Annotated in this window: 12 protein-coding genes and 1 other RNA gene; 7 read left to right on the forward strand and 6 right to left on the reverse strand. The window is 56.2% G+C overall.

Going from position 1 to position 12682, the window contains the following annotated elements:
- Window positions 1–12 precede the first annotated feature (12 nt).
- Together NR114_RS21820 and NR114_RS21825 are read right to left on the reverse strand one after the other, a co-directional pair.
- Complete coding sequence (locus NR114_RS21820) at window positions 13–1095, reverse strand: ABC transporter permease (protein ID WP_046372694.1); 1083 nt, start codon at window positions 1093–1095, stop codon at window positions 13–15.
- The gene (locus tag NR114_RS21825; RefSeq protein WP_115058081.1) at window positions 1088–2641 is read right to left on the reverse strand and encodes a sugar ABC transporter ATP-binding protein; all 1554 of its coding nucleotides are present in this window, start codon (window positions 2639–2641) and stop codon (window positions 1088–1090) included. The genes NR114_RS21820 and NR114_RS21825 overlap by 8 nt, the downstream gene beginning before the upstream one ends.
- Before the next feature lie 362 nt (window positions 2642–3003).
- Here NR114_RS21825 and NR114_RS21830 point away from each other — a divergent pair, with 362 nt between their 5' ends.
- The 3 genes from NR114_RS21830 (at window position 3004) to NR114_RS21840 (ending at window position 5416) form a co-directional block, all read left to right on the forward strand.
- A complete protein-coding gene (locus tag NR114_RS21830; RefSeq protein ID WP_115058082.1) occupies window positions 3004–3822 on the forward strand; it encodes an IclR family transcriptional regulator in 819 nt (272 codons plus the stop codon).
- Between the two features lie 122 nt (window positions 3823–3944).
- Window positions 3945–4562, forward strand: a complete 618-nt coding sequence (gene argO / locus NR114_RS21835) for an arginine exporter ArgO (protein ID WP_020828505.1) — start codon at window positions 3945–3947, stop codon at window positions 4560–4562.
- A gap of 122 nt (window positions 4563–4684) precedes the next feature.
- Window positions 4685–5416, forward strand: coding sequence for an oxidative stress defense protein (locus NR114_RS21840; RefSeq protein WP_071844535.1), 732 nt, complete (start codon window positions 4685–4687; stop codon window positions 5414–5416).
- A gap of 438 nt (window positions 5417–5854) precedes the next feature.
- On the opposite strand, the gene NR114_RS21845 is transcribed toward NR114_RS21840, so the two are convergent.
- The gene (locus NR114_RS21845; RefSeq protein WP_020828503.1) at window positions 5855–6748 is read right to left on the reverse strand and encodes a LysR family transcriptional regulator ArgP; all 894 of its coding nucleotides are present in this window, start codon (window positions 6746–6748) and stop codon (window positions 5855–5857) included.
- A gap of 202 nt (window positions 6749–6950) precedes the next feature.
- Here NR114_RS21845 and rpiA point away from each other — a divergent pair, with 202 nt between their 5' ends.
- Together rpiA and serA are read left to right on the forward strand one after the other, a co-directional pair.
- A complete protein-coding gene (gene rpiA / locus NR114_RS21850; RefSeq protein WP_122080148.1) occupies window positions 6951–7607 on the forward strand; it encodes a ribose-5-phosphate isomerase RpiA in 657 nt (218 codons plus the stop codon).
- A 324-nt stretch (window positions 7608–7931) separates the two neighbouring features.
- On the forward strand, window positions 7932–9170 hold the full coding sequence (gene serA, locus NR114_RS21855; protein WP_020828501.1) for a phosphoglycerate dehydrogenase: 1239 nt from the start codon (window positions 7932–7934) through the stop codon (window positions 9168–9170).
- A 46-nt stretch (window positions 9171–9216) separates the two neighbouring features.
- Here the strand turns inward: serA and NR114_RS21860 are convergent, their stop codons facing one another.
- From NR114_RS21860 to zapA, 3 genes are all read right to left on the reverse strand, one after another.
- Window positions 9217–9825, reverse strand: coding sequence for a 5-formyltetrahydrofolate cyclo-ligase (locus tag NR114_RS21860; protein WP_234529017.1), 609 nt, complete (start codon window positions 9823–9825; stop codon window positions 9217–9219).
- A gap of 28 nt (window positions 9826–9853) precedes the next feature.
- Window positions 9854–10036, reverse strand: a non-coding RNA gene (ssrS, locus tag NR114_RS21865) — 6S RNA.
- A gap of 41 nt (window positions 10037–10077) precedes the next feature.
- Window positions 10078–10407, reverse strand: coding sequence for a cell division protein ZapA (zapA, locus tag NR114_RS21870; RefSeq protein WP_012146623.1), 330 nt, complete (start codon window positions 10405–10407; stop codon window positions 10078–10080).
- A 321-nt stretch (window positions 10408–10728) separates the two neighbouring features.
- Here zapA and NR114_RS21875 point away from each other — a divergent pair, with 321 nt between their 5' ends.
- Both NR114_RS21875 and pepP read left to right on the forward strand, forming a co-directional pair.
- The gene (locus tag NR114_RS21875) at window positions 10729–11307 is read left to right on the forward strand and encodes a YecA family protein (RefSeq protein WP_041414927.1); all 579 of its coding nucleotides are present in this window, start codon (window positions 10729–10731) and stop codon (window positions 11305–11307) included.
- A gap of 61 nt (window positions 11308–11368) precedes the next feature.
- Window positions 11369–12682: a Xaa-Pro aminopeptidase gene (gene pepP / locus NR114_RS21880; protein ID WP_234529018.1), complete on the forward strand. Its 1314-nt coding sequence runs from the start codon at window positions 11369–11371 to the stop codon at window positions 12680–12682.

Here is a 12682-nt window from a genome sequence, read left to right on the forward strand (position 1 = left end):
GTGCACTCCTGGTTAAGGATTGATCGCTTTTTGGTTATTTTTATCAGCCGTAGCGGCTGGGCTGCGTTGTACCGCTTTTTGATTGAGTAACCGGCGGCGTTGGGCATAGCCCGCCAGGGTGATCGACAGCAACAGCGTCGCACCGTTGAACAGTGGCTCGACCCAGAATTCACCGCCGAACTGTTGGATACCGGCGATGCCGATAGCCAGAATGGCAATGCCAACCACGGTGCCCCAGACGTTAACCCGGCCCGGGCGAATGGTGGTGCTGCCGAGGAAGGCGCCGACCAGCGCCGGCAGCAGGTAGTCCATGCCGACGCTGGCCTGACCAACGCCCTGTTCGGCGGCGATCAGTACGCCACTGAAGCCGGTCAGCACGCTGGAGGCGATAAAGGCGCCAATGGTGAAGCGATTGACCGAGATGCCGTTCAGCCGTGCCGCCGCCGGATTGCCGCCCACGGCGTACATGCAGCGGCCAAGCGGGGTATGTTCGGTGATCAACCACAGCACCACGGCGACGATCAGCACGTAGAATGCAACGATCGGGATCCCGCCGATCTCGGTATGGTGCAGGGCGATGAAAGCATCCGGCAGATCGCCGACGATCTGCCTCCCGCCGGAGTGCCACAGCGCAATGGCATATAGCACGGTGCCGGATCCGAGCGTGGCGACGAAGCTGTCGATGTCCGCCAGTGCCACCAGAATGCCGTTCAGCAGGCCGTACAGAGCGGAAAGGGCCAGCACCGTCAGTACCGCCATCTGCCACGAAAAGCCGTATTCCACCTGCAGGGTGATGGCCAGGATATGCCACAGCACGATGCCGAAACCGACGTTAAGGTCAATTTTGCCGACGATCATCGGGATGGTCGCCGCCAGTGCCAGCAGCGCAATCTTGGCTTTGCTGGAGAGGATTGCCTGCAGCGTCAGCATGGACGCGAAAGACGGTGCGATTAGCGAAAATAGCACCACCAGCGCAACGCACAGCAGCAGCAGGCCGTAGCGGGTGAGAACCTGCATCAGCCAGGGGCCGGCACCGTCCTGCGACAGGCTGACTCTTTGCTCCAGTGCCGTTGATTTAACAGATGTTTTAGACATGGCCTACCTCAGATTCTAACGTTGTCGCGAGGGGTTCCCCGGAGCTGGCGGAGGCCAGTTCCAATAAATTGGCGAATGACACCTGCTGATTTTTCAGCTCGCCGACCACTTTTCCCCGGTTGAATACCAGTGCGCGGTTGCAGATATGGGCGATCTCTTCAAAGTCATTGGAGATCACCAACACCGCGATGCCGTCAGCCAGGGATTTATTTAACAGATGGTAGATTTCCGCCCGGGCCCCTACGTCTACACCGGCGGTGGGATCTTCCAGGATCAGCAATGGGGCACCGAGGTGCATCCAGCGCGCCATCACCACCTTTTGCTGGTTCCCGCCGGACAGGGCGCTGATATCGATATTGACGTCCTTGGGCCGCACGTCGAACAGCTGTACTTTCCACCAACTGGCGCCGATTTCAGCCCGGCGGCTGTAGCGGGAAAGCAGCTTGTGGCCACTGGCACAAGGGTTGATAAACAGGTTTTCACGCACGCTCATCGACATCACCAGGCTTTCGCCGGTACGGTCACCCGCCACCAGCGAAACGCCGCAGGCCATGGCCTGTTGTGGGCTACTGGCGCTATAGGGTTGGTCGCGAAAGCGGATTTCACCTTCATCGGCATGACGCAGGCCGAACAGCAGGCGGCCAATCTCTTCTTGGCCAGCGCCGCGCAGGCCGGCCAGCGCCAGCATTTCACCGGGCTGCAGGTTAAAGCTGACCGGGCCGATATCGCCCACCACCACGTGATTGAGCTGCAATACCGGCGGCTGATTTTCCGGCAGGGGCTCGCGCTGATCTTCTGCCATTGCCTCACCGACGATCATCTGCACCAGATCCCGCAGCGAATAGTCGGCGGTATTGCCGCCCGCCACATAGCGGCCGTCGCGCATGACGCATACCCGGTCGGCAATCTCGATCACTTCGTCCAGCCGATGGGTGACGTAAATCATGCCGACCTTTTTGTCGCGCAGCCGGTTAATGACGGCAAACAGATGACGCACATCGTTGGCGGGCAGCGAGGCGGTCGGTTCATCCAACACCAGCAGTTCGGCGTTAACGGCCACCGCCCGGGCGATCGCCAGCAGCGATTTCTCGGTGCGCGACAGTTCGAACACCCTGGCGTCGGGATCCAGCGCGATGCCGACATCCTGCAGCGCCTGAGCGGCGCGGCGGCGAATGGCTCGCCAGTCGATCAGGCCGAAGCGGCGTGGGAATCCCATCACCAGCGCCATGTTCTCCGCTACCGTCATCCATTCGATCAGCCCGAGATCCTGATGAATAAAGGCAATAGGCTGGCGACTGTCACTTTTTATCGCCGCGGCGGAGGCTATGCTGGTCCCCTGGAACTGAATGTCGCCGCCGTCGCGTGGATACACCCCGGCCAGCACTTTGATCAGCGTCGATTTGCCGGCGCCATTTTCGCCCAGCAGGGCCAGGACTTCACCCGGCATCACCTGCAGACTGACGTCGTTTACCGCGACGTTGCCGCCAAAGCGCTTAACGATATGGCTGAGGGTTAGAATGGGTTGTTCCGCATTATCTGGTGTCATGTGATGCGCCCCTGGTAGTGAAATACGCAATCGGATTTATGCTTTCTGGTGTTTATATGTCCGTTAAATTTCAATATGCGAAATTCAATTTCAAAAATAATATGCCGAACGCCAATCTAAAGCAAAGCCGGAGGTGTTTTAATTCTTGTTTTAAAACAACTGGTTATTTATGTCTTTGCGGAATTGTGACGTACAACTCACTTCAGGGGTTAGCAGAATGTTGCGCATTTTTAACCTGCTGCTGACAATGAAACGGCGTTCCGTCTTCACCTGATGCGGGCCTTGGGGTAACATTCCCGGCAAAGGGGCCGTTTGCCACGCCGTGGCGTTGGCCGGCGGTTCGACACTGGAGAAATTGCGCAATGAGCTTGAAAGCTGTCGAAGAGAAAGATGACAAGAAAGACAAACCCCTGGGCAGTCAAAGCCTGTTCCGCGGATTGCAACTGATTGAGATCCTGAGCAACTTCCCTAACGGCTGCCCACTGGCGCACCTGTCTGAGTTGGCCGGCATGAACAAAAGCACCGTCCATCGCCTGCTGCAAGGGTTGCATACCAGCGGATATGTGACACAGGCGCCGTCGCCCGGCAGCTATCGCCTGACCACCAAGTTCATTTCGGTCGGCCAGAAAGCGCTTTCTTCGCTGAATATTATCCACGTTGCCGCACCGCACCTGGAGCAGCTCAATCTTGAGGTGGGGGAGACGGTAAACTTCTCCAGCCGTGAAGACGACCACGTTATTTTGATCTACAAGCTGGAGCCCACCACCGGCATGATGCGCACTCGTGCCTATATCGGTCAGCATATGCCGCTGTATTGCTCGGCGATGGGCAAGATATTTATGGCCTACGGCAACAGTGATTATCCGGAACACTACTGGCAGACACATCAGCATGAGATCCAGACGCTGACGCGCAATACCATTACCGAATTACCGAAGATGTATGAGGAATTGACCGACATTCGCAAACAGGGCATGGCGATGGATCGCGAAGAAAATGAGCTGGGCGTGTCCTGCATAGCGGCGCCGGTGTTTGATATTCAACAGCGGGTGCCCTACGCGGTATCGGTATCGTTGCCGACCGCCAAACTGCAGCAAATCGGCGTTAAAGCCCTGATTAAGCCAGTGCTGGCAACCGCACAGCGCATTTCTCAGGAGCTGGGTTTTGTCATTCCCGCCTGATTATTAGCATTGCTGATAGTTGATTAGAAATATCAATTTCACCTAATAATTTTTTCCTCCTATGATGCGCGTGTTGACCGACACGCGCCGCTGACCGGCGCACTCTTTCTGTGAGGAATACCATGCTAGCTGTCTTTCTGCAGGGCTTTGCCCTGAGCGCCGCGATGATCCTGCCGCTGGGCCCGCAAAATGTTTTTGTCATGAACCAGGGCATCCGCCGTCAGTATCATCTGATGGTCGCCTCACTGTGCGCATTGAGCGATGTCGTGTTGATTTGCGGGGGGATTTTCGGCGGGAGCGCGTTGTTGAGTCGTTCGCCGTTGCTGCTGGCATTGGTCACCTGGGGCGGGGTCGCCTTTCTGTTGTGGTACGGCTGGGGGGCGTTTCGCACCGCGTTCAGCCGCCAATTGGCGCTGGCAACGGCCGAGGAACTGAAGCAGAGTCGCTGGCGGCTGGTAGTGACCATGCTGGCGGTCACCTGGCTCAATCCGCACGTTTATCTCGATACTTTTGTGGTGTTGGGCAGCCTGGGCGGTCAGTTGGCGCCGGACGTTCGTTCCTGGTTTGCGCTGGGGGCGGTGAGCGCGTCGATTCTTTGGTTCTTCGCGCTGGCGCTGTTGGCTTCCTGGCTGGCACCCTGGTTGAAGACCCAAATGGCGCAGCGCGTCATCAATACGCTGGTCGGCGTGGTGATGTGGGGCATCGCATTGCAATTGGCCTGGCAGGGCGCAAGTTTATAAGAATTTGTCACTAATCCGAATTCAAAAGCCCGTGCGATATGCTACGTTTGATGCCAAGGAACCGACCGTTTTCAGTCGAGAAAGGCCGGTAATCAGTTACAGCCTGTCATCAAGGAGACTCTGTGAAGCTTAAAGCATTGGCTATGGCCGCAATGATTGGATTAGGGACGTTACCGCTGGCGTTGCAAGCGGCTGAAGTGCCGGAAGGGCCGCACGTGGTGACCTCTGGCACTTCAAGCGTTGACGCCACTCCAGATATCGCCACCCTGGCGATCGAGGTCAGCGTTTCTTCTAAAGACGCGGCACAGGCGAAGAAGCAGGTCGATGAGCGCGTAGCGCAATATTTTGACTTCCTGCAGAAAAACAATATCGAGAAGAAAGACATCAGCGCCGCAAATCTGCGCACCCAGCCGGAATACGATTACCTGAAAACCGGTGAGTCGGTGCTGAAAGGCTACCGTGCAGTTCGTCAGGTGCAGGTAACTCTGCGTCAGTTGGATAAGTTGAACGAGCTGCTGGACGGCGCGTTGAAGTCTGGCCTGAACGAGATCCGCGCCGTTGAGTTGGGCGTAGCCAAACCGGATGTTTACCGCGAACAGGCGCGTCAGAAAGCCATCGAGAACGCCACGCAGCAGGCGGCTTCACTGGCGAAAGGCTTCAACGCGAAACTGGGGCCGGTTTATAGCATTCGTTATCATGTCGCCAACTACCAGCCGATGCCGGTAGCGCGCATGTACAAATCGGCGGGAGCCGCTGCGGAAAGCGACGTGGCGCAAACCTACGAGCAGCAGAGCATTCACTTTGACGATCAGGTCGATGTAGTCTTCGAGCTGCAGCGCAACACGGCGCAGTAACATACCCGTCATACTTGAAGCTGCATCTGTGTTGACTGCAGGCAGTCACCCCAGTCACTTACTTGAGTAAGCTCCTGGGGGCTCCCGCCCTGGCCGCGTTACTCGGCAAAGCCTCGCCCCGTTGGGGCCAACGCAAGCGCATCACAACAAAACCCTTGGTTTTGTTGTGATGCAACTCCGATTATCTAGGGTATAAGTCAGGTTTTTCAAACTGCTGATAAAACCTGTTATTAGCGAGAGCGTGCTGAAGTGGTCGTTACGACCTTGGCCGTTGACCAATTTGCCGGGAGCAAATTGGAATGACTTCCAGTCGGCCCGGAGGGGAGAATACAGGGATGCATCCCGTAATAGCCCCTCGGTACGCGAGATCCGGGAATCTCGGACTTAAAACAGCTTTGTTAGTAATCTGAGGTTCGCTGCGGCGAACCTTTTTACCTTTTAATCCTGACGCAGAACCTGACGACCGTGCTCCAGCAGGGCATCGGTCACTTTACGCATCATGCGGCTTTCCGGCGCGAAGCGGTGCCAGAACAGCATACGGCGCTGGAACAGGCCTGGTGTCAGGTCGATAAGTTCGCCCGACTCCAACTCTTTCTCAATCTGCAAATGCGGGATCATACAGCAGGTGGTGCCCTGCCGAGCCAACTGCACGAAGGCTTCCGATGAGTTCACGATATGACAGGGAACGCTGCCCGGCGACAGATCAAAGTTCTGCTGCAGGAAAGCCTGGTGCATGTCATCGAGATGGTCGAACGCCACCGCAGGCGCTTTCAGCAGCGCAGAACGCGTGACGCCGTTCGGGAAGTAGCGCTCGGCAAAACCCTTCGAGGCGACAAACAGATAGTCCAGCGCACCCAACCGGTCTACCAGGCAGCTCGGCAGCGGCTGCGGTTGGATACTCACCGCGCCGACCACTTCACCGCGCCGCAGACGTTCCTGAGTACGGGTTTCGTCTTCCACCTGGAGGTTCAGGCGGATGGGGGAGTCCGTCAGCACCGGTTTTAACGCCGGCAGCAGCCAGGTGGCCAGGCTGTCGGCGTTGACCGCCAGCGACAGCAGCAACGGCGTGTCGATACCGGTGTCGTTGCCCAACCACTCTTCTTCCAGTAACTCGACCTGGTGCAGCAGCGCCAGCAATTTTTGGCCCTGCTCGGTCGGGCGCGGCGGTACGGTGCGGACCAGCAGCGGTTGGCCGAACAGGTTTTCCAACTGCTTAATGCGCTGGGATACTGCCGATTGGGTGATACAAAGCTTTTGCGCGGCGCGCTCAAAGCCGCGCTCACGGATCACCGCGTCCAGCGCTTGCAGCGTTCGATAGTCTGGGCGTTTCATCGGAAAGATATCCCTTACAGTAATAGATACAGGCACTATGCCACATCTGGGGTGTTTTACAGGTGGAAAATCACCGCGCGACTTTACCGCGACGCGCCTAAAAATGCGGCTTAGGGTGAAGAAGTGTGATCCTGCCTGAGTGAAAAATAGCGATTTACCCTATAATACGCACACGTTTTCGTACAGAGGCAATGGACATATTATGACGCAGGATGAACTGAAAAAAGCGGTTGGCTGGGCCGCGCTGGATTACGTAACCCCTGGCACCATCGTTGGGGTAGGTACCGGCTCCACCGCCGCCCACTTTATTGACGCGCTTGGCTCGATCAAGCATCAGATCGAAGGGGCGGTGTCCAGCTCCGACGCCTCCACCGCCAAGCTGAAAAGCCTCGGCATCCACGTGTTCGACAGCAACGAAGTGGATTCTCTGGATATTTACGTTGATGGTGCAGATGAAATCAACCGCCAGATGCAGATGATCAAAGGCGGCGGTGCCGCGCTGACTCGCGAAAAAATCATTGCCGCCATCGCGCGCAAATTTATCTGCATCGTCGATGCCAGCAAGCAGGTCGACGTACTGGGCAAGTTCCCGCTGCCGGTCGAAGTGATCCCGATGGCGCGTTCCTATGTGGCGCGTGAACTGGTGAAGCTGGGTGGCTTGCCGGAATATCGTCAGAATGTGCTGACCGATAACGGCAACGTGATCCTCGATGTGCACAACCTGAGCATCGTCGACGCCATCGCGCTGGAAAACAAAATCAACGGTATCGCCGGCGTGGTGACCGTCGGTTTGTTCGCCAACCGCGGCGCCGATGTGGCGTTGGTCGGCACGCCTGAAGGTGTGAAAGTCGTCGTATAACCGCATGTGTTAGCAGGGGCGTCGCTATGGCGCCCCTCTGGAATACGATCTTGGATCCCAGCGGACCGCATAATTCACTGGCTAAAATATCTTTTCTTTAAAGCGCCAAATTTGGTGACATATGTCACATTGTCAGCGTTAGCTCCACAAAGCTTCTGTCTATTTCTTTCCCTATGGCATTTTCTGCCACAAACCGCCAACATCGCTGAGCCTTGTACTGACGGGCGGGCAATCGTTTGTATTGCCGCCCGCGTTATTTTTGTTATGTTGGATGCGTGCTGTTAACAACAGCCGCTTCTGAAGTCTGAACATAGGGTCGGGTAAATGGCAAAAGTATCATTGGAGAAAGACAGGATTAAATTCCTGTTGGTGGAAGGGGTTCATCAGAGCACGGTAGATAATCTGCTGGCAGCCGGATATACCAACATTGAATATCACAAAGGTGCGTTAGACACCGAAGCGCTTAAGGCATCCATCCGCGATGCTCACTTCGTCGGCATCCGATCGCGTACGCATCTGACCGAAGAAGTCTTCGCCGCTGCAGAAAAGCTGGTGGCGGTAGGGTGTTTCTGCATCGGCACTAACCAGGTTGATCTGAAGGCGGCGACCAAACGCGGCGTTCCGGTGTTTAACGCACCTTTCTCTAATACCCGATCCGTGGCCGAAATGGTGCTGGGCGAACTGCTGCTGATGCTGCGCGGCATTCCATCCGCCAACGCCAAAGCGCACCGCGGCGAATGGCAAAAATTGGCCGTGGGCTCGTTTGAAGCGCGCGGCAAGAAGTTGGGGATTATCGGCTACGGCCATATCGGTACCCAACTGGGCATCCTGGCCGAAGGCCTGGGCATGAAAGTGTTCTTCTACGATATCGAGAACAAGCTGCCGTTGGGCAATGCTCAGCAGGTGCGCCACCTGTCAGACTTGCTCAATATGAGCGACGTGGTGACGCTGCACGTGCCGGAAACCCCATCAACCAAAAACATGATGGGTGCAGAAGAGCTGGCACTGATGAAGCCGGGCTCGATTCTGATCAACGCTTCGCGCGGCACCGTGGTGGATATTCCGGAACTGTGCAAGGTATTGGCCAGCAAGCACTTGGCCGGCGCGGCGATCGACGTCTTCCCGGAAGAGCCTGCGACCAACAGCGAGCCGTTCAACTCACCGCTTTGTGAATTCGATAACGTGATCCTGACCCCGCACATTGGCGGTTCCACTCAGGAAGCGCAGGAGAATATCGGTGACGAAGTGGCCGGCAAGCTGGCGAAATATTCCGACAACGGCTCAACCCTGTCGGCGGTAAACTTCCCGGAAGTGTCCCTGCCGGCGCATGGGCCTAACGCCAGCCGCCTGCTGCACATCCATGAAAACCGTCCGGGTGTACTGACGCAGATTAACCAGATCTTCGCTGAAGAAGGGGTGAACATCGCCGCGCAGTACCTGCAAACCGGTGCGGAAATCGGCTATGTGGTTATCGACATTGAAGCGGAAACCGAGCGTGCCGATGCGGCGTTGCAACGTATGAAGGCGATTGACGGCACTATCCGTGCTCGCTTGCTGTTCTGATTGAACGTGCTGTAACTAATAAAGGCCGGATTTATCCGGCCTTTTGCTATTTAACGATCTGCCAAACCCAATTCTGCGCGGGGGTCACAATCTCCGGCAGCGGAATATCCCAGTGTTCCACTGGCACCTGTTCGACCTGCTGGCAATCATGGGCCAGGCCTATCGGATAAGGGCCACGGTGTTGCCAGTTTTGCAGCGTACGATCGTAGAAGCCACCCCCCATCCCCAGGCGCTGGCCCGCGCTGTCAAAGGCCACCAACGGCGTCAGTACCACGTCGAGCGAGCCCAATGGCAGCACGTGGCGCACGTCGAGCTCGGGCTCGAGAATATTGAAGCGGTTGTGCACCAGCGGCGTTTCAGGGGTGTAATGCAGGAATAACAGATTACCCTTGCTGAACGGGTGCAATACGGGCAGATAAACCTGCTTGTCCAACTGCCACAGCCGTTCAATCAACGGGCGGGTATTTAGCTCACCGTCGAACGACAAAAATACCGCGATATTCTGCGCTGCCAGGATGCGTGGATGTGCAGCGATGCGTTCAGCTATCTGCAGGGAGGAATGTTGTTGTTGTTCAGGCGTTAGAGCGCGTCTACGCTGACGGATTTGATTTCGGATATTTTGCCGCTGCTGGGCATACTGGGCTTGAAAAGACATAGTCAGCACACATACCGCTGAGGAAGGGGGAATCTCCGAGATGCCGTCGCAGGCTGTAACCCTTGAACCCATGGTTCAAGGTGAACGTGCTGTCGCAATCTTAAGGCTTCTCGGCGGGCCGAGCATGCACACCGATCGCGGATCATCACATTCTGTTGGTACTAAATATCGGCTCAGGGGACTGGCCCGCTGGCGAACATCTCAGAGAAATTTTTTACTCATTGCCAAAACCTGAGGTTTCAGCAACTTAAGTTATTCGAATTGTGCATCCTGACGTTCAGAGATGCGACCCTGTTCAAGCAAAGCCTGTTCAATGGTCTGTTGCAGCATGCGAATGCGTTGTTCCATATTGGACGCATAATCACGGGTTTTCAACCGTTCTTGAGCAAGTTCATGACAAACGTTCAATGCTGCGATGAAAACGAGCTGCTCAGTATTTGTGACTCTAGTGCGAACTTTAAGATCTTGCAACCGTTCGTTAAGATCGACCGCGGCCATGTTCAACGCATCTTGTTGTTCTGGCGGGCAATTGACTCTTAAAGAGCGACCAAAAATTTGAATATCTACCGGTTGTGCAGACATGCCACCTTCCTGCCTAAATTTCGCGCCAGCCCCAGCTTGCCCTGACCGGGCCTACCAAAGCGGGCGCCACTATATATACCTCGGTACCAAGATACAACCCCTTTTTCAGTACCTGGTTGTAATCTACTGCGTCAGACATTACCAGTCAAAAAAGGGTTTCAAAATGCGTATTTAGCGTCATTTCGTCCCCTGCCGGCAGCGTGTGAGTTCTGACACATCACGATTATAACTAGCCACTGAGGTGTCGCGCTTATCTGGTACAGCGACGGACCTTGGTGGTAGCATAACACGAACTTATCCTGCCAACGATGACGAATGCGCATGTCTATACAGAATACATTTCCAAGTTACCAATCTTTGACCGTTGCTCTCAACCAGCAAGCGGTGGCGTTAACCGCAGCAGAAATGCACGGCCTGATCAGCGGCCTGCTGTGCGGTGGCAGCCGCGACGCCGGCTGGCAATCGCTGGTCTACGATCTGACCAATGAAGGCGTGGCCTTCCCGCAGGCGCTCAGCCTGCCGTTACAGCAACTTCATGAAATCACGCGTGAAACGCTGGAAGACGACGACTTCATGTTCCAATTGATGATGCCGGAAGGCGAAACCGTCAGCGTGTTTGACCGCGCCGATGCGCTGGCCGGTTGGGTGAATCATTTCCTGCTGGGGCTGGGCATGATGCAACCCAAGCTGGCGCAGGTGAAAGACGAAGTGGGCGAGGCGATCGACGATCTGCGCAATATCGCTCAGCTCGGTTATGACGAAGACGAAGACCAGGAAGAGCTTGAGCACTCTCTGGAGGAAGTGGTGGAGTACGTGCGTGTGGCGGCCATTTTGTGCCACACCGAATTTACCCGCCATAAGCCGACGGCGCCGGAAAATGCCAAACCGACCTTGCACTAAACACCCGATTTCACGTCCTTAGCGGCCGTGAGCACAGGCAGATTGATTTCAGGAGAAGGTGATGACTCAGCAGGAATTCAACGGCCGCCGTCAGGCGCTGTTGGCTAAAATGGCTCCGGCCAGCGCGGCAATTATTTTCTCTGCGCCGGAAGTGACGCGCAGTGCAGATACCGAATATCCCTACCGTCAGAACAGCGATTTCTGGTATCTGACCGGCTTCAACGAACCGGGTTCGGTGCTGATTCTGGTCAAGAGCGACGAGACGCACAACCACAGCGTGCTGTTCAACCGGGTGCGCGACCTGACGGCGGAAATCTGGTTTGGCCGTCGCCTGGGGCAAGAAGCGGCTCCGGCGAAACTGGGCGTGGACCGCGCGCTGCCGTTCGATGAAATCAACGATCAATTACCCCTGCTGCTCAATGGCCTGGACGTGGTTTACCACGGGCAGGGCCAATACGACTACGCCGATAAAATCCTGTTCGACGCGCTGGACAAACTGCGTAAGGGTTTCCGCCAGAATCTTCAGGCACCGGCGACCGTGACCGACTGGCGTCCGTGGGTGCATGAAATGCGCCTGTTCAAATCGTCTGAAGAGCTGGCGATCATGCGCCGAGTCGGTGAAATCAGCGCGCTGGCCCATACCCGCGCGATGCAGAAATGCCGCCCCGGCATGTTCGAATACCAGCTTGAAGCAGAAATTCATCACGAATTTACCCGCTTTGGCGCTCGTTATCCGTCTTACAACACCATTGTTGGCGGCGGTGACAACGCCTGCATTTTGCACTACACCGAAAATGAAAGTGAATTGCGCGATGGCGATCTGGTGCTGGTCGACGCTGGCTGTGAGTATAAAGGCTACGCGGGCGACATCACTCGTACCTTCCCGGTCAACGGCAAGTTCAGCCGGCCACAGCGTGCGGTGTATGACATCGTGCTGGCATCGCTGACGCGTGCCCTGGAACTGTTCAAACCGGGTACCAGTATCCGTGAGGTTAATGATGAGGTGGTACGCATCATGATCACCGGGCTGGTGGAACTGGGGATCCTGAAGGGCGAAGTGGAGCAGCTAATTGCCGAACAGGCCCATCGTCAGTTCTACATGCATGGACTTGGCCACTGGCTGGGGCTGGATGTGCACGACGTTGGGCATTACGGCACGCCAAACCGTGACCGCACGCTGGAGCCGGGCATGGTGTTTACCGTCGAGCCAGGGCTGTACATCGCGCCGGATGCTGACGTGCCGGAAGAGTACCGCGGCATGGGCATTCGCATTGAAGATGACATTGTGATCACTGCCAACGGTAATGAAAACTTGACCGCCAGCGTAGTGAAAGACGCTGACGCCATCGAAGCACTGATGGCGGCGGCAAGGTAA

Origin of the sequence: Serratia sp. Ser99, assembly GCF_024519545.1 — a bacterium.
Classification (GTDB): domain Bacteria; phylum Pseudomonadota; class Gammaproteobacteria; order Enterobacterales; family Enterobacteriaceae; genus Serratia; species Serratia liquefaciens.